At 62.2% G+C, this 22,605-nt stretch carries 24 protein-coding genes; 16 read left to right on the plus strand and 8 right to left on the minus strand.

All coding sequences use genetic code 11. From position 1 onward, the window contains the following. The first annotated feature begins 38 nt into the window (after nucleotides 1–38). From CO670_RS23360 to CO670_RS23395, 8 genes are all read left to right on the plus strand, one after another. Entirely contained in the window at nucleotides 39–1,049 is a 1,011-nt protein-coding gene (locus CO670_RS23360; RefSeq protein WP_097592400.1) for a ligase-associated DNA damage response exonuclease, read from the plus strand. 201 nt (nucleotides 1,050–1,250) lie between these two features. After that, nucleotides 1,251–2,876: a cisplatin damage response ATP-dependent DNA ligase gene (locus CO670_RS23365; RefSeq protein ID WP_097592401.1), complete on the plus strand. Its 1,626-nt coding sequence runs from the start codon at nucleotides 1,251–1,253 to the stop codon at nucleotides 2,874–2,876. Between the two features lie 119 nt (nucleotides 2,877–2,995). After that, nucleotides 2,996–3,919, plus strand: coding sequence for an alpha/beta fold hydrolase (locus tag CO670_RS23370; protein ID WP_097592402.1), 924 nt, complete (start codon nucleotides 2,996–2,998; stop codon nucleotides 3,917–3,919). 163 nt (nucleotides 3,920–4,082) lie between these two features. Beyond that, complete coding sequence (locus tag CO670_RS23375) at nucleotides 4,083–4,889, plus strand: L,D-transpeptidase (RefSeq protein ID WP_097592403.1); 807 nt, start codon at nucleotides 4,083–4,085, stop codon at nucleotides 4,887–4,889. A 175-nt stretch (nucleotides 4,890–5,064) separates the two neighbouring features. Beyond that, the gene (locus CO670_RS23380; protein ID WP_097592404.1) at nucleotides 5,065–5,799 is read left to right on the plus strand and encodes a L,D-transpeptidase; all 735 of its coding nucleotides are present in this window, start codon (nucleotides 5,065–5,067) and stop codon (nucleotides 5,797–5,799) included. Nucleotides 5,800–6,057: 258 nt separating this feature from the next. Beyond that, nucleotides 6,058–6,267: a cold-shock protein gene (locus tag CO670_RS23385; RefSeq protein ID WP_097592405.1), complete on the plus strand. Its 210-nt coding sequence runs from the start codon at nucleotides 6,058–6,060 to the stop codon at nucleotides 6,265–6,267. A gap of 249 nt (nucleotides 6,268–6,516) precedes the next feature. Beyond that, nucleotides 6,517–6,753, plus strand: coding sequence for a 30S ribosomal protein S21 (gene rpsU, locus CO670_RS23390; protein WP_097592406.1), 237 nt, complete (start codon nucleotides 6,517–6,519; stop codon nucleotides 6,751–6,753). A gap of 52 nt (nucleotides 6,754–6,805) precedes the next feature. Then, complete coding sequence (locus CO670_RS23395; protein WP_097592407.1) at nucleotides 6,806–7,027, plus strand: hypothetical protein; 222 nt, start codon at nucleotides 6,806–6,808, stop codon at nucleotides 7,025–7,027. A gap of 20 nt (nucleotides 7,028–7,047) precedes the next feature. Here CO670_RS23395 and CO670_RS23400 read toward each other — a convergent pair whose 3' ends face one another. Next, nucleotides 7,048–7,539, minus strand: a complete 492-nt coding sequence (locus CO670_RS23400) for a MarR family transcriptional regulator (protein ID WP_097592408.1) — start codon at nucleotides 7,537–7,539, stop codon at nucleotides 7,048–7,050. Nucleotides 7,540–7,664: 125 nt separating this feature from the next. Between CO670_RS23400 and CO670_RS23405 the strand changes: the two genes are divergently transcribed. Next, the gene (locus CO670_RS23405) at nucleotides 7,665–8,087 is read left to right on the plus strand and encodes an organic hydroperoxide resistance protein (protein WP_097592409.1); all 423 of its coding nucleotides are present in this window, start codon (nucleotides 7,665–7,667) and stop codon (nucleotides 8,085–8,087) included. 263 nt (nucleotides 8,088–8,350) lie between these two features. On the opposite strand, the gene CO670_RS23410 is transcribed toward CO670_RS23405, so the two are convergent. Then, nucleotides 8,351–8,869: a MarR family transcriptional regulator gene (locus CO670_RS23410; protein ID WP_097592447.1), complete on the minus strand. Its 519-nt coding sequence runs from the start codon at nucleotides 8,867–8,869 to the stop codon at nucleotides 8,351–8,353. Nucleotides 8,870–8,955: 86 nt separating this feature from the next. On the opposite strand from CO670_RS23410, the gene CO670_RS23415 reads away from it, so the two are divergent. The 3 genes from CO670_RS23415 to CO670_RS23425 all read left to right on the plus strand — a co-directional run bounded on the left by CO670_RS23415 (nucleotide 8,956) and on the right by CO670_RS23425 (nucleotide 11,063). Continuing rightward, nucleotides 8,956–9,684 (plus strand): thioredoxin family protein, encoded by a 729-nt coding sequence (locus tag CO670_RS23415; protein WP_097592410.1) that lies wholly within the window; start codon nucleotides 8,956–8,958, stop codon nucleotides 9,682–9,684. A 95-nt stretch (nucleotides 9,685–9,779) separates the two neighbouring features. Then, the gene (locus tag CO670_RS23420; RefSeq protein WP_097592448.1) at nucleotides 9,780–10,247 is read left to right on the plus strand and encodes a DUF1579 domain-containing protein; all 468 of its coding nucleotides are present in this window, start codon (nucleotides 9,780–9,782) and stop codon (nucleotides 10,245–10,247) included. A 36-nt stretch (nucleotides 10,248–10,283) separates the two neighbouring features. Further along, nucleotides 10,284–11,063: a VOC family protein gene (locus CO670_RS23425; protein ID WP_097592411.1), complete on the plus strand. Its 780-nt coding sequence runs from the start codon at nucleotides 10,284–10,286 to the stop codon at nucleotides 11,061–11,063. Nucleotides 11,064–11,227: 164 nt separating this feature from the next. Here the strand turns inward: CO670_RS23425 and CO670_RS23430 are convergent, their stop codons facing one another. Then, nucleotides 11,228–12,748 carry an ABC-F family ATP-binding cassette domain-containing protein gene (locus CO670_RS23430; protein ID WP_097592412.1) on the minus strand — a complete coding sequence of 507 codons (1,521 nt, stop codon included), beginning with the start codon at nucleotides 12,746–12,748 and terminating at the stop codon, nucleotides 11,228–11,230. Nucleotides 12,749–13,129: 381 nt separating this feature from the next. On the opposite strand from CO670_RS23430, the gene CO670_RS23435 reads away from it, so the two are divergent. Continuing rightward, the gene (locus CO670_RS23435; protein ID WP_097592413.1) at nucleotides 13,130–13,627 is read left to right on the plus strand and encodes a metal-dependent hydrolase; all 498 of its coding nucleotides are present in this window, start codon (nucleotides 13,130–13,132) and stop codon (nucleotides 13,625–13,627) included. A 7-nt stretch (nucleotides 13,628–13,634) separates the two neighbouring features. Here CO670_RS23435 and CO670_RS23440 read toward each other — a convergent pair whose 3' ends face one another. Continuing rightward, entirely contained in the window at nucleotides 13,635–15,230 is a 1,596-nt protein-coding gene (locus CO670_RS23440; protein WP_097592414.1) for an ABC-F family ATP-binding cassette domain-containing protein, read from the minus strand. Between the two features lie 195 nt (nucleotides 15,231–15,425). Beyond that, nucleotides 15,426–16,988, minus strand: coding sequence for a helicase HerA-like C-terminal domain-containing protein (locus tag CO670_RS23445; RefSeq protein ID WP_097592415.1), 1,563 nt, complete (start codon nucleotides 16,986–16,988; stop codon nucleotides 15,426–15,428). A 223-nt stretch (nucleotides 16,989–17,211) separates the two neighbouring features. On the opposite strand from CO670_RS23445, the gene CO670_RS23450 reads away from it, so the two are divergent. From CO670_RS23450 to CO670_RS23460, 3 genes are all read left to right on the plus strand, one after another. Further along, nucleotides 17,212–17,604, plus strand: coding sequence for a hypothetical protein (locus CO670_RS23450; protein WP_088674413.1), 393 nt, complete (start codon nucleotides 17,212–17,214; stop codon nucleotides 17,602–17,604). 156 nt (nucleotides 17,605–17,760) lie between these two features. Then, nucleotides 17,761–18,216 carry an NUDIX domain-containing protein gene (locus CO670_RS23455; RefSeq protein ID WP_097592416.1) on the plus strand — a complete coding sequence of 152 codons (456 nt, stop codon included), beginning with the start codon at nucleotides 17,761–17,763 and terminating at the stop codon, nucleotides 18,214–18,216. Between the two features lie 131 nt (nucleotides 18,217–18,347). After that, complete coding sequence (locus CO670_RS23460) at nucleotides 18,348–18,671, plus strand: hypothetical protein (protein WP_097592417.1); 324 nt, start codon at nucleotides 18,348–18,350, stop codon at nucleotides 18,669–18,671. Nucleotides 18,672–18,693: 22 nt separating this feature from the next. On the opposite strand, the gene zwf is transcribed toward CO670_RS23460, so the two are convergent. The 3 genes from zwf to CO670_RS23475 all read right to left on the minus strand — a co-directional run bounded on the left by zwf (nucleotide 18,694) and on the right by CO670_RS23475 (nucleotide 22,484). Beyond that, entirely contained in the window at nucleotides 18,694–20,211 is a 1,518-nt protein-coding gene (gene zwf, locus CO670_RS23465; protein WP_097592418.1) for a glucose-6-phosphate dehydrogenase, read from the minus strand. A 115-nt stretch (nucleotides 20,212–20,326) separates the two neighbouring features. Further along, nucleotides 20,327–21,097, minus strand: coding sequence for a trans-aconitate 2-methyltransferase (tam, locus tag CO670_RS23470; protein ID WP_097592419.1), 771 nt, complete (start codon nucleotides 21,095–21,097; stop codon nucleotides 20,327–20,329). A gap of 112 nt (nucleotides 21,098–21,209) precedes the next feature. Continuing rightward, nucleotides 21,210–22,484: a hemolysin family protein gene (locus CO670_RS23475; RefSeq protein WP_097592420.1), complete on the minus strand. Its 1,275-nt coding sequence runs from the start codon at nucleotides 22,482–22,484 to the stop codon at nucleotides 21,210–21,212. Between the last annotated feature and the right edge of the window lie 121 nt (nucleotides 22,485–22,605).

Genomic DNA, 22,605 nt, shown 5'->3' on the forward strand with positions numbered 1-22,605 from the left:
CTCTAGCCTCGCGTTCATTTCTCGCTATCTCTAGCTTCATGAGAGCTGATGCGCTGCTTTATCCCGCCCCGGAAGGACTCTACTGCCCGGAAGGCGGTTTTTATGTCGATCCTGTGCGTCCCGTCGAGCGGGCGCTCATCACCCACGGTCATTCGGATCACGCCCGGCCGGGCCATGTGAACGTGCTCGCTACCCGCCAGACGCTGGATATCATGCGCCTGCGTTACGGTGACGGTTTCTGCGCCAGCGAGCAGGCTGTTTCCTTCAGCGAGGAACTATGGGTTAACGGCGTGAAGGTGAGCTTCCATCCCGCCGGCCATGTGCTCGGTTCGGCCCAGATCGCCATTGAGAAGAACGGTACCCGCATCGTCGTCTCCGGCGATTACAAGCGCCGTCCCGACCCGACCTGCGCGGCCTATACGCCGGTTCCCTGCGACGTCTTCATCACCGAGGCGACCTTCGGCCTGCCGGTTTTCCATCATCCCGATCCGATGGACGAGACCGGCAAACTGCTGGCCTCGTTGCGGCAGTTTCCCGAGCGCACCCATCTCGTCGGCGCCTATGCGCTCGGCAAGGCCCAGCGTGTCATCCGGCTGCTGCGCGATGCCGGTTATGCCGAGCCGATCTATATCCATGGCGCCATGGAGAAGCTCTGCGACTATTACATCGGGCAGGGTGTCGATCTCGGCGAACTGCTGCCGGCCACGATCGAAAGCCGCGACAAATCCGCCTTCAAGGGCGCCGTCGTCATCGGCCCGTCATCGGCCTTCGCCGACCGCTGGGCCCGCCGCTTCAACGAGCCGCTGCCGGCCTTCGCCTCCGGCTGGATGATGGTGCGCCAGCGTGCAAAACAGCTCGGCGTCGAATTGCCGCTCGTCATCTCCGACCATTGCGACTGGCCGGAGCTGACGGAAACGATCCGGGAACTGCATCCGGCCGAGGTCTGGGTGACGCATGGCCGCGAGGAAGCCCTGGTGCGCTGGTGCCAGTTGCAAGGCATCAAGGCGAAGCCGCTGCATCTCGTGGGCTACGAGGATGAGGGGGATTGAGATGAGCTGCGTGCTGCCCGAAAACCCCTCCCCAACCCCTCCCCACAAGGGGGAGGGGCTCAACCTGCTGCGTCGTCCCACCACAAAATCACCGCCGAAAACGCCGCGGCCGAAAGAGAGCGGGGCGTCGCCGCGGGTTAGCCCCTCCCACCTGTGGGGAGGGGTTGGGGAGGGGTCTTTTCCTAGCGTGGGGAGGCGCCCATGAAAGCCTTCGCCGATCTCCTCGACCGCCTGGTGCTGACCCCTAGCCGTAACGGCAAGCTGAAGCTGCTCACCGACTATTTCCGCGACACGCCTGATCCCGATCGAGGCTATGGCCTTGCCGCCATCGCCGGCACGCTGGAGGTGCGCAACGTCAAGCCCGCCATGCTGCGCGAACTGGTGCTGGAGCGCATGGACGAGGTGCTGTTCCGCTATTCCTATGACTATGTCGGCGATCTCGCTGAAACCATCTCGCTCGTCTGGGACAATGAGAGGGATATCGACCGCTCGGCCCTTGCCCAGCCGCGTCTCGGCGAGGTCGTCACCCGCATGAATGCGCTCGGCCGCACCGAGGTGCGCGGCTACGTCCGCGACCTGCTCGACCGGCTGGATTCCTCCGGCCGTTTCGCCTTCATCAAGCTGGCGACCGGCGCCATGCGTATCGGCGTTTCGGCCCGTCTCGCCAAGCAGGCGCTCGCCGATCTCGGGGCCAAGGACGTCACCGAGATCGAAACCCTGTGGCATGGGCTGCAGCCGCCTTACGAGACATTGTTCGAATGGCTGACGGGCGGCGGTGAAAAACCGGTGCTGGCGACGCCGGCGATCTTCCATTCCGTCATGCTGGCCAATGCTGTGGAGGAGGGCGATCTCGACGGTCTCGATCCGGCCGACTATGCCGCCGAATGGAAATGGGACGGCATCCGCGTCCAGCTCTCCCGCTCCGGCGACAGACGTAAGATCTATTCGCGCTCCGGCGACGACATTTCGGGCGCCTTTCCCGATGTTCTCGAGTCGATCGATTTTTCCGGCGTCATCGATGGCGAGCTGCTGGTCGGCGGCACCGCGCGCTCCAACAGCCCGACCCGCACCTTCTCCGATCTGCAACAGCGCTTGAACCGCAAGACGGTGACAGCGAAGATGCTCGACGACTACCCGGCCTTCATCCGTGCCTACGACCTGCTCTTCGATCGCGAGGAGGATGTCCGTGGCCGCACCTATGTCGATCGCCGCGACCGCTTGGCCGAAATCATCGAGCGCGCACCCCATGACCGTTTCGATCTGTCGCCGCTTGTCCCATTTTCATCCTGGGAAGAGCTCGACGATCTGCGCGCCGCCCCGCCCGATCCCGTCATCGAAGGTGTGATGATCAAGCGTCGCGACAGCATCTATCAGGCCGGCCGCATGAAGGGGCCCTGGTTCAAATGGAAGCGCAATCCTTATAACGTCGATGCGGTGCTGATGTATGCCCAGCGCGGGCACGGCAAGCGCTCCAGCTACTATTCGGATTTCACCTTCGGAGTCTGGGCCGATGACGAGGATGGCGAACAGCTCGTCCCCGTCGGCAAGGCCTATTTCGGTTTCACCGATGCCGAACTCGAGGTGCTCGACAAGTTCGTGCGCAACAACACCACCGATCGCTTCGGCCCGGTACGCGCCGTGCGCGCCGACAAGGATTTCGGCTTCGTCGTCGAAGTGGCCTTCGAGGGCATCAACCGCTCGACGCGGCACAAATCGGGGGTGGCGATGCGCTTTCCCCGCATCGCCCGCCTGCGCCCCGACAAGCCGCCCTATGAGGCCGACAGGCTGCGGACGCTGATCGCCATGATCGACGCCAAGCTGGAGTAAAATCCGATCCCCTGCGCAACAATGACGCAGGACGATATTTTCAACACGATGTGTATTGGCGGCAACGCGGTTTCCGGTGCAAATCTTATGTGCCGGGGAATTGATTTGGGTGCTGCGTCATGAGTTCGCATGAACGAAATTCTTTTTTCCGCCACCGCCGCGCCGTGCTGGCCGGACTCGCCGGTGCAATTTTTCTGCCGCGCATGGCCGCCGCTTTCGACGTTCCGGACGAGCCGCGCCTTGCCAAGCACGACTATGCCGCCGTCCGCCGTCATTTCCGCACGAAACTCCTGAAAAAGGGTCCGGCGCCCGATAAATACGAACCGCTGAATGCGCCTGCCGATGCCGACAAGATCTTCTATCGCTCCGGCTATGGCGGCGAGCTGGAACTCGCCGCCTGGGTCTCGAAATACAAGCGGGAGCGCACCGCCAAGCCCGCCGTGCTTTTCCTCCACGGCGGCAATGCCATGGGCATCGGCCACTGGCAGCTGATGAAGCCCTATATGGATGCCGGTTATGTGGTGATGATGCCGTCGCTACGCGGCGAAAACGGCCAGATGGGCAATTTCTCCGGCTTCTACGACGAGGTGGACGACGTCCTTGCCGCCACCGAGCGTCTGGCCCATCTGCCGGGCGTCGATCCCCAGCGGCTTTTTATCGCCGGCCACAGCATCGGTGGCACGCTGACCATGCTGACGGCAATGAGCACGCATAAATTCCGCGCCGCCGCGCCGATCTCGGGCAATCCCAATGCTTTCCGGTTCTTCAGCCGCTATCCCGAGGACATCCGCTTCGACGACAGCAATGCGCATGAATTCGAGGTGCGCTCAGCGCTGTGCTACGCCCATAGCTTCAAATGCCCGGTCCGGGTCGTCCACGGCACGGAAGAGTCCCATTTCAACGACCGCGCCGATCTGCTCGCCCGCCGCGCCCGTGCCGCCGGCACGCACATCGAGACGGATACCGTCACCGGCAACCACACCTCGGCGCTGCCCGCCGAGATCGAGCAGAGCATACGCTTCTTCCACGGAGTGGCGGCTTGAGTTTGCAGCGGCCGGCAACACCGGCCGCCGTCGCCGATAGCGACGGCGGATTCACCGTTTTGCGAGTTTGATTTTCCACCCTGACGCCAGCCTCGCGCCAGCCGCGAATGCCATCGTTCAGGCAGATGTCACTGTCTTGCCGATCGTTGATAGGGGTGGTTCCATGAATTTTCTGCGCCGGGTTTTCCCGATTGCCGGGCTTGTAACGGCCGCCGCGTCGCTGAGTGGCTGCAACATCCTCATTCCCGACGTCGCCGCCGATTCGCCGGCCCGCTTCGTGCAGGAAACCTCGCCGGTCTTCTATCAGCCGCCCGGCGTCGATCCGCGCCGGGTGCGGCCCATTCCCGATCAGCCGGTGCCGCAGACGCGCGAGCTCTACAGGACCCAGTTCAACCAGACCTACGGCCTGCCGGTCAGCAATCCGGTGAATATGACGATGTACGGCGAATTGCGCGACGAGGATTTCACCCTGCCGTCGATCCCGGTCAGCCGCATACAGCCGCAGTTCCTGCGCCAGGAAGTCGAATATCAGACGCTCGAGCGCCCCGGCACCGTTGTCATCGACACCAAGACGCGCTTTCTCTATTTGGTCGAGGGCAACGGCAAGGCGATGCGCTACGGCGTCGGCCTCGGCCGCGACGGTTATGCCTGGTCGGGCCGCGGCGTCATCCAGTGGAAGCAGAAATGGCCGCACTGGACGCCGCCGGTCGAAATGGTCTCGCGCCAGCCTGAGGTTCGCCCCTTTGCGGCGGAAAACGGCGGCATGAATCCGGGCCTTCAGAACCCGCTCGGCGCGCGCGCCATGTATATCTTCAAGGACGGGCAGGATACGCTCTACCGCATCCACGGCACGCCCGACTGGCAATCGATCGGCAAGGCCACCTCGTCGGGCTGCGTGCGCATGCTCAACCAGGATGTGATCGATCTCTATAATCGCGTTCCCGCAAAGGCCGAGATCGTTGTGATGTAGCGCTGCAACAGCGCTACCCATTCGTCCGCTCGCGGCCGGACACGTCTGCGTGAAGCTATGGTTTATTTGGCGCAAGCCGATAGATTTTCTCTTGTCGTTATCGGCAATGAACGAATCATCGGTTATCAGGTGCCTCGTTCGGCTTCCCGCATCAAAAGGAACTCAGTCCCGCGTCATGAGCTTCGATAGACATCTTTCCCGCCGCAGCTTTCTTTCCTTATCGGCACTGACCGCAGCTTCTGCGCTCACCGGCTGCGCTTCCTCAGCCAACACTGTGACGGCAGGCGACACGAGGATCATCTACCGTTCGCCCGTCCGCCTGTTCCAGTCCATGGGAACATCGAGCGTGCCGAGCGACGCCGAGCTTGCCGTCATGTATGGTCCCGTCGAAGACGGCGGCTTCCTTATTCCCGCCGTGCCCTACGAGCAGATCGATCCCCGCTATTATCGTCAGCGCGTCGTCGATCCCACGGGCCAGCCGCCCGGCACCATCGTCGTCGATACGCCGTCGCGTTTCCTCTATCTCGTCCAGGCCGACGGCATGGCGATGCGTTACGGCGTCGGCATCGGCCGCGAAGGTTTTGCCTGGCAGGGATCGGGCGTCATCCAATGGCGTCAGAAATGGCCGCGCTGGAAGCCGCCGAATGAGATGGTCGCCCGCCAGCCGGAACTCGTCAAATATTCGATCGAGAACGGCGGCATGGAGCCGGGCCTGAAGAACCCGCTCGGCGCCCGCGCGCTGTACATCTTCTCGAATGGAGAGGATACGCTCTACCGCCTGCACGGCAATCCGGATTGGCGCTCGATCGGCAAGGCCGTTTCATCGGGCTGCGTCAGGCTGATGAACCAGGATATCATCGATCTCTACGACCGCGTTCCGACGAAGGCGCCGATCGTCGTCTGGCAGTAATTCTCGCCGAGGCGGCCGTGATACGGCCGCCTCGGGTGATTTTCGCACGGCAGACGGCTTCCTCTTCCGTTCGCGGAAGGGATTTATTTTCGAAAAACCATTGCTCAATTCGATAGAATGCCTACATGGGGCGTATCGAATATTGCTTGTGACCTTTGTCTACGCGCTGAAGCGCTTCGTCAGATCTCCTCTCAACATCGATATTGCCGGCGGAAATCCTTCCCCGGTTGCACTCAAGCGGTTGAAAAGGAAATCGTTATGAATTCAGGCGTCGTCAAATGGTTCAATGGCACCAAGGGTTATGGCTTCATCCAACCCGACGATGGTTCCACGGACGTTTTCGTCCATATCTCGGCAGTAGAGCGCGCCGGTATGCGTGAACTCGCCGAGGGTCAGAAGGTCACCTACGATATTGTCCGTGACAAGCGGTCCGGCAAGAATTCGGCTGATAACCTTCAGGCTGCATGATTTGTCATTCGCCCACCGCGCACTGATTTGGCGACGATCTGACCACGGATGTACTGGCAGCGAGCCGACCATGGATGGCAGCGGGCTGACCATAGATGGCAGCGGAAAGGCTGAGTGACTGGAAGAGGTCGGGTTCAAGCCCGGCCTTTTTGTTTTGGTTGTGGCGAGCCCGTTCCTTGGCATTACGCGGACAACCCGATGTTTCGTTATCGATAATGCGGCCTTGCCGCCAACAGGAAGGAGTTCATTTTGCAGGTACTCGTCAGAGAAAATAATGTCGATCAGGCGCTTCGTGTGCTCAAGAAGAAGATGCAGCGGGAAGGCCTGTTCCGGGAGATGAAGGCGCGCAGCGCCTTTGAGAAGCCGTCGGAAAAGCGCGCCCGTGAAAAGGCCGAGGCGATCCGCCGCCAGCGCAAGCTCGCCCGCAAGAAGCTGCAGCGCGAAGGCCTGCTGCCGGCGCCGAAGAAAGCGATCCGCGCCCGCTGATTTCGGCCGCGGAGCAATGGCTGAGGCATCTCCATCACTCAGGAAGGGGCACATGACCGCCACCAAGGGAGAATTCTTCAATCCCGCCAAGCTTTCGCCTCGCGACAAGGCGGAAGCCACCGATCACACGGCGCGCGCCATCATCGAGGCCGAGGCCTCGGCCCGCGAAAAGAAGACGGAGAAGCTGAGAGCGCTGCGCCTGCAACAGGCGGCCGAAGCCGAACCCGAAGCAGCGCCTGCAAAGAAGAAGCGGTCGCCGGGTAAATCCCGATAATTTCTCTCCGGCGGCTGCGTTCAGCCGCCGTCGCCCAGGCCGGCCCGCCCGAGATTATCGCGCAGCCGGTGCAGCATGTTGCGCATCTCAGCCATTTCCTCCAGCGTACAGCCCACGGCTTGCCCGATCGCTGTCATGATCGTGTCGATTTCCCCCTTCATCGCCTGACCCTTCGGCGTCAGCGACACGATCACCTGCCGCTCGTCGCGCAGGTCGCGCATACGCTTGATCAGCCCGCTTTGCTCCAGCCGCTTCAACAGCGGCGACAGCGTGCCGGAATCGAGATCCAGCTGCTCGCCGATCGTCTTCACGGGCAGTTCGCTGCGTTCCCACAGCACCAGCATCACGAGATATTGCGGATAGGTAAGGCCGACCCGCTCCAGAATTGGTTTATAGGCGCGGGTGAAAGCATGCGCCGTGGCATAGACTGCGAAGCACAACTGCTTTTCCAGCCGCTTTTCCTCCTGCGGTATCTCCATCGTCTTCGTCGTCTGCGCTTTCATATCCATCATCCCTGAGGCGCCGATTGTCCTCTTTTCGAATTCCGAATGCAATTTGCAAAATTCACTTGCGTACAATTTAATTGCGCGATATTAAAAATCCAACCCAGTCGAAGGGCCAATCAAAGGAGATCGTGATGCCTATTCTCTATACGACCAAAGCCTCTGCTACCGGCGGCCGCGCGGGCCGCGCCGTTTCCGACAACGGCGTTCTGGACGTAACGCTGACCGTTCCGAAGGAACTCGGCGGCGACGGCGCGACCGGCACCAATCCCGAACAGCTCTTCGCGGCCGGCTATTCCGCCTGCTTCCTCGGTGCTTTGAAATTTGTCGCGGGCCAGCAGAAGGTCAAGATTCCCGAGGACACGACGGTCTCCGCCAAGGTCGGCATCGGCCCGCGCGAAGACGGCACCGGCTTCGGCATCGAAGTGGCGCTGACGGTCAATATTCCGGGTCTCGACCGCGAAACGGCCGAAAAGCTCGCAGCCGCAGCCCATATCGTCTGCCCCTACAGCCACGCCATGCGCACCTCGACCGAAGTTCCGGTCACAGTTGCCTGATCCAAACGCGTTCAGCAAGCTGCGGACGACTGCCTGCGGCTTCGGTCGGGGCTGTCGCTTGCTTGCTGCTGACATGAACGCAGTGCTTATCGCACGGTGCTCGGGTCAAGCTCGAGGACGGCAGAGCAAGGGGAGGCCTATCGCCTCCAACCGACCCTGCTCCTCAATCTCCGTCGTGCTCGGGCTTGACCCGAGCACCCACACTCCGGTCGCATCGCTGGAAACAAAGCGATTTCTCGAATCCGGGGCATGCTGAGTTAACTCTACTCGGCCATCACCCGCGCTGTAGCTCCGCTGGCGCGGCGAGCGGCCGTCTTCGGCGTCTCATCCGTCATCCCCGACACCGTCTGCAGATCCTGCCGCAGCCGCGCGGAACTTCCATCCGGGAGCTTCTGGTCGAGCGCCGCATGCGTCTCTTTCCAGATCGGCAGCGCTCTTGCCAGCACCGCCTTGCCTTCGCCGGTCAGGGCAAGCAGCCGGCCGCGCCTGTCCTTGGGATTTTCCATCACGCTCACCCAGCCCTTGCGTTGCAGCGGCTTCAGGGCCGCGGTCAGCGTCGTCTGGTCCATGGCGAGCAGGGTTGCGACCGGCCCCATCGGCGGCGGCTCCGGCCGGTTCAGCGACATCATCAGCGAAAACTGCCCATTGGTCAGCCCCGCGGGCCGCAATGCGTCATCGAACAGGCGGGCGAGTGCCCGCGCCGCTCGTTGCGCATGCAGGCAAAGGCAGGTGTCGCGCACCAGCAGCGTTGTAGAGAAAGGAATTTCAACCGAATTTGACATGACCATTTTATATTGATATCAATCTTTTTAGTCAAGGAGAAGGAGATGGGCCGGCTCGCCGGCAGCGCCGGAGGAGGGCGCATCCGATGCAGAACGAAGTTGTTTCCCGCGAGCAATGGCTCGAGGCCCGCCGTGCCCTGCTCTTGAAGGAAAAGGAGGCGACGAAGCTGCGCGACAGCATCAATGCCGAGCGTCTGGCGCTGCCTTGGGTGAAGGTCGACAAGGATTATATCTTCGATGCACCCGAGGGAAAGAAGTCGCTCGCCGATCTCTTCGACGGCCGCAGCCAGTTGCTGATCTACCATTTCATGCTCGGTCCGGATTGGGATGCCGGCTGCACCGGCTGCTCCTTCCTGTCGGATCATGTGGATGGAGCCTTGCCGCATCTCAACCATCACGACGTCACCTGGGTTGCCGTCTCGCGCGCGCCGCTCGACAAGATCACCGCCTATAAAAGGCGCATGGGATGGAAATTTCCCTGGGTCTCCTCCTTCGGGAGCGATTTTAATTTCGATTATCACGTTTCTTTCAGCCCCGAGGATCTTGCCAAAGACAAGGTCTTCTACAATTTCACTGCCATGGAGCCGGCCGACGCCCATGACGAACTGCCGGGCCTCAGCGCTTTCTACCGCAATGAAAAGGGCGAGGTCTTCCATACCTATTCGAGTTACGCCCGCGGTCCGGAAGAGTTGATCGGCACGCTGATGATCCTCGACCGAGCCCCGAAGGGCCGTAACGAGGACGGCATCATGAACTTTGTGCGCCGCCATGACGAATATCAGGAGGTCCCGAAGGCGCCATCCTGCTGTCACTGAGCCGGAGCATGATGCCGGAAGATATGCAGCGGTTTTCGGACGGCGTCACGCTCTCCGCGATGCGGAAGAACGCCAACATCACCCAAGGGAGAAGGATGATGAAGACTGCAGAAGTGCTGAAGGAACACTCCTTCCTGGAAAGACTCGTCGGAAAGTGGAACGTCACCGCACCCGAGATGGGCGGCGGCGATGACTGGACGGAAACCGTGCGCTCGCTGCACGGCATCTGGTTCGTTGCCGAAGGGACCGGCCGCATGCCCGACGGCAAGCAAGCCACAACCGTCCTGACGCTCGGCTACAACGCCGAGAAAGGCAAGTATGTCGGAAGCTGGATCGGCAGCATGATGGACTATATGTGGGTCTATGAAGGCGAGGTCGATGCTTCGGGCAACGTGCTGGACCTCTATACCACCGGCCCAGATTTCAACGGCGAAGGGCTTGCCGATTACCGCGAGCGGATCACCTTCGTCGATGCCGATCACCGTACGTTCACCTCCAGCGCCAGACAGCCCGATGGCTCGTGGAAGCAGTTCATGGAAGCGCATTACGCCCGCAAGATCTGACATTGTCGCGCCAAACGTCGAAAAAGGGAGAGTTTGATGTCTGAGACGCATGGAAAGTTCATCTGGTGCGAGCTGATGACACCCGATACATCAGCCGCCGCGAAATTCTACAGCTCGGTCGTCGGCTGGACGACCTCCGAAATGACCGTCGAAGGCATGCCCACCTATACGGTCTTCGAGGCCAATGGCATCGGCGTCGCCGGTCTGATGGAATTCCCGGCCGAACTGGAAGGGCAGGGGATTCCGCCGAACTGGACGGGTTATGTCGACGTCGATGATGTCGACCAGTCGGCAAAGGATTTCGCCGCCAATGGCGGTTCGGTGCGCCGCCCGCCGGAAGATATCCCGACCATCGGCCGTTTTGCCGTCGTCGCCGATCCGCATGGCGCGGTGCTCTGCATCATGACGCCGGCGCCGATGGAGAAAACCTGGCCGGAACTGGCCTTCGACGCGCCCGGCAATATCGGCTGGCGTGAACTCTATGCCGGCAATGGCGAGGAGGCGATGGCCTTCTATTCCAAGCTCTTCGGCTGGAAGAAGGACAGCGATTTCGACATGGGCCCGATGGGCGTCTACCATCTCTTCTCGCATGGCGGCCGGCAGATCGGCGGCATGATGACCAAGCCGGCGGATATGCCGATGACCTTCTGGTGCTACTATTTCATCGTACCGGCCATCGATGCCGCGATCGAACGCGTCACCTCAGGCGGCGGCAAGGTCGTCAACGGCCCGATGGAAGTTCCCGGCGGCAGCTGGATCATCCAGGCCACCGACCCCCAGGGCGCCTTCTTCTGCCTGGTGGCGCCGAAGCGGTAGTTTGGGCTGTTTTTGACGTGTGCCGCCGGCCCCCTCATCCGCCTGCCGGCACCTTCTCCCCGAGGGGAGAAGAGACTCGCGGCGACGTCTCGATTCCCCCTTCTCCCCTCGGGGAGAAGGTGCCCGTAGGGCGGATGAGGGGGCTGCACGGCACCCCCTCACGATCACCCCGCAACCGACGCAAAGAACCCTTCCGGGCTCTCCACCTCCAGCAGCCGCTTCTTTTCAATCAGCCAGAAGCGGTTTCCCACCGCCCGCACGAAGCTGCGGTCGTGCGAGACCAGCAGGCAGCTCGCCTCCTGCGCCATCAGCTCGCTTTCGAGCGCTTCCTGGCCCTCGATATCGAGATGGTTGGTCGGCTCGTCGAGCAGGTAGAAGTTCGGTTCCGTCAGCCTGAGCACGAGCATGCCGAGCCGCGCCTTCTGCCCGCCGGAAAGCTGGCCGATCGGTTTTGCCTGCATGTCGATCGTCATGCCGGCGCCGGCAAGCAGAGCCCGCGCCCCCTGATCGCCGACATCGAAGCGGCGGATGATCGTGCCGATCGGCGTATCCTTGTCGGCAAGATCGGCGAGCGCCTGGTCGCCATACCCGAGGACGACCGAGGGCGTCGCCTTGATGCCGTCTGCTCCGGCATCCGATCTTCCGATCGCCTGCTTCAGCATTGAGACCAGCCGCGTTTTGCCGGCGCCGTTGAGGCCGAGGAGCACGATGCGGTCGCCCTGGCAGATGAACTGCCGGCCGGTCCGGAAGAGCAGGGTCCCATCGGGCGTCGTCACTGCCGCATCTTCCAGCGTCACCAGCACCTTGGCATGCGTACCGCGGTTGGAAAGCCGGATGGCGCCGGCCGAGCGTTCCAGATGCGCGGGCTTTGCCGCGTCTTCCAGCTTCTCCGCCCGCTGCTTCAGCTGCTTCGTCTTGACGACCAACAGATCGCTGCCGGAATTGATGCCGATATTGTTGAGCTTGGCCGCCTGCCTGCGCAACTGTTCCGCCGTCTTCATGTCGCGCTCGTAGCGCCGGGCCTCGGAGGCGTCGGCCTCGTCGAGGGCGGCGCGCGCCCTCGTATAGGGGAGGGCAAAGACCGGCGATTGCTCCGGCCGCAGGAACAGCGTCCGGTTGGTCGTCGCGTCCAGAAAGGCGCGGTCATGGCTGGAGAGGATGACCGGAACGTCGCGCGGCAGGGCGTTCAGCCAGCCCTCCAGCTGTGCGATCTTTTCGAGGTCGAGATGGTTGGTCGGCTCGTCGAGCAGAAGCACGTCGGGCTCGCGGACCCAGGTACGGGCCAGCAAGGCCAGCCGCTGCCATCCGCCGCTCAGCTGCTTGAGCGGCCGGCGGCGCATTTCCTCCGGCACTTCGAGCGATTCCAGCACCACATCGACGCGCCAGGCCTCGCTTTCGGCTTGATCGGCCGGCAGCGCCTGCAGCACGGCATCGTAGAATGGCGTGTCGAAAAGGGCTGCCGGCACATTCTGGGCGACATGACCGACGGTGAGCCCGCGCGCCTTGGTGATCTCGCCCTCGCTCGGTTCGAGCGCGCCGGTGATGCAGGCAAGCAGGGTGGATTTCCCCCGGCCGTTGGCCGCGACGAGGCCGATGCGGTCGCCGGCATTGACGACGAGATTGAGGTTGGAAAACAGCCGATTGCCCAGCGTCACGCCGAGATTGCGGATATTGATGAGGGTCATGATCGTTCTCTGGTCTTGACCGGGGACGCGATCCGGGGCGTTCAGCCATCACGGGATTACACGTATCGGACCCGGGAAGTTACAGGAATGGGCGCGAACCTTGGGATACGGCGCCGCATTGGCCACGAAGGGCAGACCAGGAAGAGATGTCGAGAAACGGTCTCCGGTCAGCCCTGCAAACGCATTTGCAGGGCGTTGACGGGACCACGCTGGCGATGATGCCGGAAATAATATTGCATAGCGTGATCCTCCTTTCTCGAAAGGTTGCAGAAAGCAAATAGCATTGCTCGTAAAAAGAGGCAAGGGAGCTGGAAACGGCCGATTTCTAGCCATGAATCGTTCCTAGAGGATTTTCCGGGCCAACCGGGAGGACCAGACAGGATGCTCATCGCTCATTTGCCGGCAGGCTACCTTCTGGGAAGCGCTGCGCGACAACGATCCGCCGCACCCGGCATCATGGCCGCGGCCCTGATCGGCAGCGTGCTGCCGGATTTCGATATGGTCTATTTCTTCGTGACCGGCGGAAGGGTTCATCATCACGACTTCATCTCCCATTGGCCGCTGTTCTGGCTGGCACTCGCCGCTGTGGTTCTGCCCGCGATCGGCCGGCTGGCGCCGGGACGGTTCCTGATGGCTGCCGTCTTTTTCGCAGCCATCATGCTCCATATGGTCATGGATACCGTCGCCGCACCGATGCTCTGGCTGGCGCCGTTCGACCGGTCTAAATTCGAGCTGACCACGGTGCCGGCGACCTACAGCAATTGGGTTGTAAGCTTCATGTTGCACTGGACCTTCGGTGTAGAGCTCCTGATCTGCGCTGCGGCGCTGGCGGTCGCCGTCTGCCGCTCCCGCAGCCTTCGTAGCCGGCAGCAGGCATAATTCTGATCTATACGCCCGCGCCGACGGCGGTCAGTTCCAGCCGCCGCCTTATCCCGATGTTTTCGAGAAACGTTTCGTCGTGGCTGACGACGATGAGCGCGCCATCATAGGCGCGCAGTCCCGCTTCGACCGCCGATATCGAGTCGATATCGAGATGGTTGGTCGGCTCGTCGAGGATTAGCAGCGGTGGCGGCGCCGAGCCCAGAACGCAGGCAAGGCCGGCGCGCAACAATTGCCCGCCGCTCAGCGTCGAAACGGTCTGCAGCGCCGCATCGGCCCGGAACATGAAGCGGGCAAGCGCGGCGCGGCAGCTATTCTCGTCGGCTTGCTGATTGATCCGGCGGAAATTATCGCGGATCGAGTCCGATGGATGGAGAAGGCTCACCGTCTGATCGAGCATTGCAAAAGCGGTCATGACGCCGACCGTGCCGGTCCAAGGCTTCAACGCGCCAGTGATAAGCGACAGCAGCGTCGTCTTGCCGGAGCCGTTCGGCCCGGTGACGGCGATGCGTTCCGGTCCTGTCATCTCGAAGCAGAGATCGCGGATGACGGGATCGCCCGGCCGATAGCCAACTGTGACACCATCGATCCTCAGCACGATCTTGGTGGCGGGCAGTCCCGTCGCGGGCAAAGTGACCGACAGCGGCTGAAGAATCTCAATCTTTTCGCGCGCTGCCTTTGCGTCTTCGGCCGCCTGGGTCCGCCGGCGCTCGGCAAGGCGGGCATTGTCGCCGCCCGTCGTTTCGCTGCGTTCTTTCATGCCGCCGAGCAGGATACGCGGGATGCCGCCCTTGGCAGCCATCTTCCGGCCGGCGCTGTCCCTCTGCGCCTGCCGCTCCACTGTCGCCTGGGCTTTTCTGGCAACCTCGGCAACCCGCTTCTCGGCATCGGCGAGATCGTGTCGGGCGGCGGCAAGCTCGAGAGCCTTACGCTCGCGATAGTGGCTCCAGTTGCCGCCGTAGCGCGTGGCGCCGAGCGAGGTCAGTTCCACGATCGCATCTATGCTTTCGAGCAGCTCCCGGTCGTGGCTGACGACGATCGCGCCGGCCCGCCAGCCCGACAATAGCGCGATCACGGCTTCGCGGCCGTCGCGGTCGAGATTGTTGGTCGGCTCGTCGAGCAGCAGGAAATCTGGTTCGCCGAAGACCAGTGCGGCCAGCCCCGCACGCGTGCGCTGCCCGCCGGAAAGCACGGCAAGCGGCGTCTGCGGTTCTGCCTCGAGCCCGGTGCGATTGAGCGCCGCGGCGATGCGCGTCTCCAGCATCCAGTCGGCGGATGCGAGCTCCTCGGCACTCGCTTCGCCGGCCTCCGCACGGCGGAGAACGGCAAGCGCCTCGGCCACGCCGAAGAGATCGGCGATGGTTTCGCCAGCCGTGATCTGCACGCTCTGGCGCAGCACGCCGAGACTGCCGCTGACGGAGATCGTTCCCGATTGCGGCCGGATATCACCGGAGACGAGCTTCAGCAGCGTCGTCTTGCCGACGCCGTTGCGGCCGACAAGACCGGTGCGTTCCGCGCCGAAACTCAGGTCGAGATCGGAAAAAAGCGGCCGTCCGTCAGGCGCGGCCCAGGAGATGTGAGAAAGGGTGATGGATGCAGGCATGAATCTGGATTTCCCCGTTGGCAAGGCAAATTGGCGTTGCGATCGGGTTGAAATCCATTGCGGCACACATCCTGTAGAAATGGTCGATGGCGAGGAATTTAGGGAGTGAAGCTCTTTGCTTCAAGGTAAAATAGCCGGCCGCAGATGGCAGACGGTAATCCCGCCATCCTTTTCCGTTGCCGGCGGTGCGCCGCCTTACCGCTTCAGGCTCCCCAGAATGCCGCGCACCAGCGCCCGGCCGACCTGGGTGGCCACGGTGCGGGCGACGCTCTTCATCGCGGCTTCCATCACCGTTTCGCGCTGATAGCCGGAGGCCCGGCCGCGGGATTGTCCGCGGCCCTGCTGGCTGTCAGCATCGCCGCCGAAGCCCGGTATCGTCCAGCCTGAATTCGTGCTGCCCGGCTGCTGTTGCGCTTCTTCCTGCGCACGCTTGGCGGCATCTGCTTCCGCCGCCTTCTTCGCCCGTGCCGCCAGCATCTCGAAGGCGGATTCGCGGTCGACGTCTTCGTCATAGACTCCAAGAACAGGGCTCCTGTCCATCACCTGCTGGCGTTCGTCATCCGTCAGCGGACCGACGCGGCCGGACGGCGGGCGGATCAGCGTGCGCTCGACGATCGAGGGCGCGCCCTTGGCTTCCAGCGTCGAGACCAGCGCCTCGCCGGTGCCGAGATTGGTGATGACGGTGGCGCAGTCGAAGGCCGGGTTCGGGCGGAAGGTGTCGGCGGCCGTCTTCACCGCCTTCTGCTCGCGCGGCGAATAGGCGCGCAGCGCATGCTGGGCGCGGTTGCCGAGCTGGGCGAGCACCGTTTCCGGCACGTCGAGCGGGTTCTGCGTCACGAAATAGACGCCGACACCCTTGGAGCGGATCAGCCGCACCACCTGCTCGACGCGTTCGACCAGCACCTTCGGCGCGTCGTTGAAGAGCAGATGCGCCTCATCGAAGAAGAAGACGAGCTTCGGTTTATCAGGATCACCCACCTCAGGCAGTTCCTCGAAGAGCTCCGACAGCAGCCAGAGCAGGAAGGTGGCGTAAAGGCGCGGGTTCATCATCAGCTTGTCGGCGGCAAGCACCGAGATCTGGCCGTAGCCGTTATTGCTGGTGCGCATGATGTCGGTGATCTTCAGCGCCGGCTCGCCGAAGAAATGTTCCGCGCCCTGCTGTTCGAGAACGAGCAGCGCCCGCTGGATCGAGCCGACCGAAGCCTTGGAGATCAGGCCGTACTGGTTGGAAAGCTCGCTGGCGTTCTCGCCCATATAGTTGAGGAGCGAAGTGAAATCCTTGAGGTCGAGCAGCGGCAGCCCGGCCTGATCGGCGATCTTGAAGGCGATGTTGATCACGCCTTCCTGCGGCTCGGAAGCATCCATCAGCCGGGCGAGCAGCAGCGGCCCCATCTCGGCGACCGTGGTACGCACCCGGTGGCCCTTCTGGCCGAACAGATCCCAGAAAATGACCGGAAACTGATCGAATTCATAGTCGGAAAAGCCGATCAGCTCGGCCCGCTTGGTCAGGAAATCCTTGGCCTCGCCCTTGGCGGCGATGCCGGAAAGATCGCCCTTGATGTCTGCCGCAAAGACCGGAACGCCGGCGCGCGAGAAGCCTTCGGCCAGCACCTGCAGCGTCACCGTCTTGCCGGTGCCGGTGGCGCCGGTGACCAGACCGTGACGGTTGCCGAACTTCAGGTCGAGATATTCCGGCTTGTTGATGCTGTCATCGGGATTGCGGCTTGCGCCGATGAAAATCTTACCTTCCTCGAGCATTCGGAGTATCTCCCTTCGGCGTGGCGCCGTTTGTGTCGGAGGCATGGGTTCTCCCGCCGCCTTCATCGAACCATCGTTTCCCTGTTATAAGCAGGGAGGAGGATGCGAACAACTGGTTGCATTGAAAGCGAAACCGGACAAAGTGCCGGCGGGAGAGGGTCGCTTGAGTTGCGGCCGAATTTCGATTAACGTTGACGTTAACGTCAAAAATAGGAGGCTGACGATGAATGAAGTTGTGACCCAGATCGCCGATCGCGTGGGTATTGCGCCGGATCTGGCGGAAAAGGCGCTCGGTATGATGCTTGGCTTCCTGCAGCGCGAGGCCGCCGATGGTCCGGTCGCCCGGATGATCGAAGCGATCCCCGGCGGCGCCGACCTCGTCGCCCAGTTCAACGGTGCCGGCGCTGGCGGCGGTGGCCTGCTCGGCGGGCTGATGAGCTCGCTCGGCGGTGGCGGCATCATGGGCCTCGGCCAGCAGCTGATGGGCGAGGGCCTTGGCATGGGCGAAATCACCACGCTCGCCAAGGAAACCATCGCAGTCGCCAAGCAATATGCCGGCGAAGAAGTCGTCGACGAGGTCGTCGCTTCCGTCCCCGGCCTCAGCCAGTTCGTCTGAGGGACGCATAAAACAGAAGAGCCTCGCGGTATTCGCTGCGGGGCTTTTTTATGCGCGTTAGCGGCTGATAGGCGGAACGTGCGCGCAAGCGGACCTCTCGCCGCTGCCTCTTGCAAACCGTGCTTATTGAATAAGCTGTCCGGAAAGGAAAGCCGCATGACCGTCTGGCGCCCATCGCAGCAGATCAGAGTGAAGGTGATCGGCCTTGCTTGGCGAGGGGACCGGCTGCTTGCCGCGGAAGTGGAAGATGACAGCGGGCGCATCAAGGGCGTCCGGCCGCTCGGCGGCTCGATCGAATTCGGCGAAACGCGTGAAGAGGCGCTGCATCGCGAAATCAGGGAGGAGCTGGAGACGGAAATCCGCATCGTCGGCCCATGGCACCTTCTCGAAAACATCTTCGAGCATCACGGCGCGATCGGTCACGAGTTCATTTTCGCCGCCGAGATAGAGCTGGTCGATTCAGCGCTCTATCAGCGCGACGAAATCCACTATTCCGAGCACGACGAGACGGCGGCGACGGCGCGCTGGTTCGGCCGCGACATGCTGCGGAACGCCGGCATGGAGCTCTATCCGACGGGTCTCGAAAAGATGCTGTCTCGTTGGGAATGCTGAGACGCAAGAAGGGCTCTCGCGAGGCTCAAATTCTGGTCGCCAAACTTTGATCGTCAGCCCCGTTCAAGCGGAACAAGGACGATCGAATTTCTGTTATTATCGGCATCGCTCAAACCAGAAGGAACAGCATCATGCGCAGGTTTATTGCAGCAACTTCGATCGCTTTCCTCAGCCTCGCCGCCCCGGTTCTTGCCCAGTCGAACATGGGCATGGACGCCAGCGGCCGGTTCGACGGCACGCCGCCGCTCGGCACCGCGCCGGGAGCCGAGACGCAAAGCGGACTGACGATCCCGCTCGACTCGATCGAAACGGGCAGCATCGACGATGGCGCCCCCAGCGGTCCCGTGGATTGGGCGCGATGCCCGCCACGCAAACCGCGCGGCGCGCTCGCCACGGAAGGCGGCAACAGCGGTGCCTCCATCAATCCTGCCTGCCGCGACAACAGCGGAAACTAAGCGGGAGCAGGGAAGAACGGCGCTATTTGCCGTTCTTCCCGTCCGGGTGCATCAGGACACCGAGTTCATGCCATTGCCGCCCGTCGCGTTCGATGAGGCGGTCGGCGCATGCAGGTCCCATGCTTCCCGGCGCGTAGGAGTCCGGTACGCTCTCATCCCCGGCCCAAAGATCAAGGAAGGGCTGCACCGCCGCCCAGCCTGCCTCGATGCCGTCGGCGCGCTGGAACAGCGTCTGATCGCCGATGAAGAGATCGTAGAGCAGCGATTCATAACCGGTCGTCTTGCTGATATCGAACTTGTCGGCATAGCGGAAATCGAGTGAGACGGGCGTGGTATCGACCGAAAGCCCCGGCGACTTGATCGAGATTTCCATGCTCATGCCCTCGTCCGGCTGCACCTGAATCACCAGCCGGTTCGGCGGCAGGCGGCGGTTGACCTCCGTCTCGCGGAACTGCGCGAAGGGCACCGGCTGGAAGGTGATGACGATTTCGGTATCGCGCGCCGTCAGCGCCTTGCCGGTTCTCAAGTAGAAGGGCACGCCGGCCCAGCGCCAGGTATCGGCATAGAGCTTCAGCGCCACGAAGGTTTCGGTCCTGCTATCGGGCGAAACGTCCTTGGTATCGCGATAGGCCGGAAGCTCGGCGCCGTTGAGCGGTCCTGCGGCATAGGCGCCGCGCACCCCATGCGTCTTCGCCTCTTCGGGCGTATAGATGCGCAGCGCCTTCAGCACCTTGCTCTTCTCGTTGCGGATCGCTTCGGCATCGAAGCTGTTCGGCGGCTCCATGGCGATCATCGCCAGCAACTGGAAGAGATGGTTCGGCACCATGTCGCGCAGCGCGCCGGTCGCATCGTAGAACTTGCCGCGGCTGCCGACATCGACGATTTCGGCGGCGGTGATCTGCACGTGGTCGATATAGCGGCTGTTCCACAAAGACTCGATGATCATATTGGCGAAACGCGCCGTCATCAGGTTCTGCACCGTCTCCTTGCCGAGGAAATGGTCGAGCCGGTAGACTTGGCTTTCGTCGATCTGGGCAAGAATCTGGGCATTGAGCGCCCGCGCCGAGGCGAGATCGGTGCCGAACGGCTTCTCGATGGCGACGCGGCGGAAGGTGCCCTCCTTTTCATCGGTCAGCCCATGGGCGGCGAGCTTTTCGACGATCGTGCCGAAGAAGGATGGCGGCACCGCGAGATAGAAGGCGGCATTGGCATCCGGTCCCAGCCGCCTGCCGATCGCGAGGAAAATATCCTCCTTGGTGAAATCCCCCGCCATATAGGAAATGCGCCGGCGCAGGCTCTCCCAGGCTTCGTCCTTCACCGTCTGCTCCTCGCCGTGCAGATGGTGCAGGAACTCGTCGAGCCGCTTGCGCAGGAATTCGTCGTCGCCGGGTTCGATGCCGACGCCGAGAATATGGAGATCCTCGCCGACGAGACGGCTGCGGGTGAGATTGATGATCGCCGGCACCAGCAGGCGGCGCGTCAGGTCTCCCGTGGCGCCGAAGATGACGAGGGTGACCGGTGGAGTAGGGGCAGCGTCCATATGTGTCGTCTCCCTGAGATTTTCCGGCCGACTATAATGCGCGCCGGTTTTGCCGCAACATATGGGGCGAGGGATAACAGGCATTTGACAGCACGTGGAACGTCTTGGGTACCGCTTACCCCTTCACCGCCACCATGAAGATCCGGGGGAAGCGCAGCAGCACCCGCCCGTCCGACATCTTCGGATAAGCCTTTTCCACCCGTGCGAGATAATCCGTCAGAAATGCCTCGCGATGCGCTTCACCGGCATGGGCGAGATAGGGCATCAGCCCGGTGCCCTTCACCCATTCGACGATATCAGCCGCGTCCGCCATCGGATGGTTGTAGATCGTGTGCCAGATATCGACGCGCGAGGCCTTGGCGATCAGCCTGGAGTAGTAGGTCGAGGGTGCCGGCAGGCCCTTGCGGCGCACGCTCTTTTCCTCGAAGGCGGCTTTCCAGGGGCCGGCATGCGCGGTCTCCTCCATCAGCAGATGGGTGGGTTCGCCGAGATTATCCGGCATTTGCACCGCCAGCGCTCCGCCTGGGGAAAGCCCGTCCATCAGCCGGTCGAATATATCGAGATGATCCGGCAGCCATTGGAACACCGCATTGGCAAAGAGCAGGTCGACCGGTTCCCGAGGCTGCCAGCTGGCGAGATCGGCCTCGACGAAAGCGGTGCCAGGAAGCCGTTTTCGGGCTGCCTCCAGCATGTTCAAATCGCTGTCGAGGCCCGAGACGCCCTCGGCGCCGTAGCGGTCGATGATGAGCTCGGTCGAATTGCCCGGCCCGCAGCCGAGATCGACGGCGCGGCGGATGCTCTGCAGCGGCACCTGCGCCAGAAGATCGCGTGCCGGCCGCGTGCGCTCGTCCTCGAATTTCACATATTGGTGGGCGGACCATGCCATGGCATTCACTCCTGCTGTCGAACCACATCTTTCATGTGGCGGATTCGGATCTTGGCGGTCTTGCCGCCGTCAGCGCCTGACGATCCCCCGGGCGAGGAAGGCACTCGCCGGTTCACTCCGCAGACACGAGTATTTTGTCCACGCGCCTGCCGTCGAGATCGATGACTTCGAAGCGCCACCCGTCTCTCGTGAAGCTCTCGCCCAGTTCCGGCAGATGTTTCAGCTCTTCCAGCACTAGGCCGGCCACCGTCTGATATTCGAGATCGTCATCGAGTTTGAGATTCAAGAACTCGGCGAATTCGTCGATCGGCGTCCAGCCCGACACCAGATAGGAGCCGTCGTCCCGACGTGCGATGGCCTGCTCGTCGACAGGCCCCTCCTGGAGAGCCCCCATGATCGCTTCCAGAATGTCGCCTGACGAAACAATCCCCTCGAAATGGCCGTATTCGTCGAAAACCAGCACCATGTGGATGGGCGATTTCCTGATTGCTTCAATCACATGAATGGCGGTTGAAAGGTCTGAAACCACCGGAACGTCCTGTGTCAGCGCCTTGATATCGGCGCTGCCGTGTTCGGACATCGAATCGTAGAAATCTTTGACCGGAAGGATGCCGATCACCTCGTCCGAACTGCCTTTGCGAACCGGCAGCCGAGACCGCTTCGTCCGGTGCAGCTGAGCTCGAATTTCATCAAGGCTGTCGTCGATATCGATGATTTCGACGTCGCGCCGCGGCGTCATCAGCGCTCGGGCGGTGCGGTCCGCCAGCCGCATGACGCCCGATATCATCGCGGACTCTTCGCTTTCGATGACGCCGGCCGACTGCGCCTCGGCCAGAACGGTTTTGATTTCTTCGTCGGAGACGTTATCGCCGCCTTTTCCTGTCTGGCCCAGCAGCTTGAGCACAAGATTTCCGGAGGCGTTCAGAAGCCATACGAGAGGCAGCGCAATTTTCGAAAGCACTGCCATGGCGGGCGCGACCTTCGCCGCGACTGCTTCCGGTTCTCGCAACGCGATCTGCTTTGGAACAAGCTCGCCGACGATGAGGGAAAGATAGGTGATTGCGACGACGACCGAACCGACGCCAACGGCATCGGCGGCCGTCGACGACATGCCTTGCGTCTCCAGCCAGCCCGCCAGGCGGCCCCCGAGGGTGGCCCCTGAGAAGGCGCCCGAAAGGACGCCGACCAGCGTGATGCCGATCTGAACCGTGGAGAGAAAGCGACCGGGGTTTTCGGCAAGTCTGATTGCCTGAGCCGCACCCTTGCTCCCATTGTCGGAGAGAACCTTCAGGCGGGCGGTTCTGGAAGACACGACTGCCAGCTCCGACATGGCGAGCACACCATTGAGGATGGTGAGAAACGCCACAATTCCAATTTCCAGAAACACAGGGACCCTATTCGTTGAGGTTTTGATGCGACGCCGAGAGGTGACGCGAAGCGTTCGAAGAGACGCTATATAAACGCATCACCCATCGTCTTTCCATCATCGTCTTAACATCAGCATAGGT

The sequence above is a fragment of the Rhizobium sp. J15 genome, from assembly GCF_002531825.1.
In the GTDB taxonomy this organism is placed as follows: domain Bacteria; phylum Pseudomonadota; class Alphaproteobacteria; order Rhizobiales; family Rhizobiaceae; genus Rhizobium.

Coding starts and splice junctions, on each gene's coding strand:
- CO670_RS23435 (WP_097592413.1), top strand. CDS start 13,130: ATGCTCATCGCTCATTTGCCGGCAGGCTACCTTCTGGGAAGCGCTGCG.
- CO670_RS23380 (WP_097592404.1), top strand. CDS start 5,065: ATGAGCTTCGATAGACATCTTTCCCGCCGCAGCTTTCTTTCCTTATCG.
- CO670_RS23430 (WP_097592412.1), bottom strand. CDS start 12,748: ATGACCCTCATCAATATCCGCAATCTCGGCGTGACGCTGGGCAATCGG.
- CO670_RS23440 (WP_097592414.1), bottom strand. CDS start 15,230: ATGCCTGCATCCATCACCCTTTCTCACATCTCCTGGGCCGCGCCTGAC.
- zwf (WP_097592418.1), bottom strand. CDS start 20,211: ATGGACGCTGCCCCTACTCCACCGGTCACCCTCGTCATCTTCGGCGCC.
- CO670_RS23445 (WP_097592415.1), bottom strand. CDS start 16,988: ATGCTCGAGGAAGGTAAGATTTTCATCGGCGCAAGCCGCAATCCCGAT.
- CO670_RS23415 (WP_097592410.1), top strand. CDS start 8,956: ATGCAGAACGAAGTTGTTTCCCGCGAGCAATGGCTCGAGGCCCGCCGT.
- CO670_RS23420 (WP_097592448.1), top strand. CDS start 9,780: ATGATGAAGACTGCAGAAGTGCTGAAGGAACACTCCTTCCTGGAAAGA.
- CO670_RS23365 (WP_097592401.1), top strand. CDS start 1,251: ATGAAAGCCTTCGCCGATCTCCTCGACCGCCTGGTGCTGACCCCTAGC.
- tam (WP_097592419.1), bottom strand. CDS start 21,097: ATGGCATGGTCCGCCCACCAATATGTGAAATTCGAGGACGAGCGCACG.
- CO670_RS23455 (WP_097592416.1), top strand. CDS start 17,761: ATGACCGTCTGGCGCCCATCGCAGCAGATCAGAGTGAAGGTGATCGGC.
- CO670_RS23400 (WP_097592408.1), bottom strand. CDS start 7,539: ATGATGGATATGAAAGCGCAGACGACGAAGACGATGGAGATACCGCAG.
- CO670_RS23375 (WP_097592403.1), top strand. CDS start 4,083: ATGAATTTTCTGCGCCGGGTTTTCCCGATTGCCGGGCTTGTAACGGCC.
- CO670_RS23460 (WP_097592417.1), top strand. CDS start 18,348: ATGCGCAGGTTTATTGCAGCAACTTCGATCGCTTTCCTCAGCCTCGCC.
- CO670_RS23405 (WP_097592409.1), top strand. CDS start 7,665: ATGCCTATTCTCTATACGACCAAAGCCTCTGCTACCGGCGGCCGCGCG.
- CO670_RS23425 (WP_097592411.1), top strand. CDS start 10,284: ATGTCTGAGACGCATGGAAAGTTCATCTGGTGCGAGCTGATGACACCC.
- CO670_RS23410 (WP_097592447.1), bottom strand. CDS start 8,869: ATGTCAAATTCGGTTGAAATTCCTTTCTCTACAACGCTGCTGGTGCGC.
- CO670_RS23385 (WP_097592405.1), top strand. CDS start 6,058: ATGAATTCAGGCGTCGTCAAATGGTTCAATGGCACCAAGGGTTATGGC.
- CO670_RS23450 (WP_088674413.1), top strand. CDS start 17,212: ATGAATGAAGTTGTGACCCAGATCGCCGATCGCGTGGGTATTGCGCCG.
- CO670_RS23360 (WP_097592400.1), top strand. CDS start 39: ATGAGAGCTGATGCGCTGCTTTATCCCGCCCCGGAAGGACTCTACTGC.
- CO670_RS23370 (WP_097592402.1), top strand. CDS start 2,996: ATGAGTTCGCATGAACGAAATTCTTTTTTCCGCCACCGCCGCGCCGTG.
- CO670_RS23395 (WP_097592407.1), top strand. CDS start 6,806: ATGACCGCCACCAAGGGAGAATTCTTCAATCCCGCCAAGCTTTCGCCT.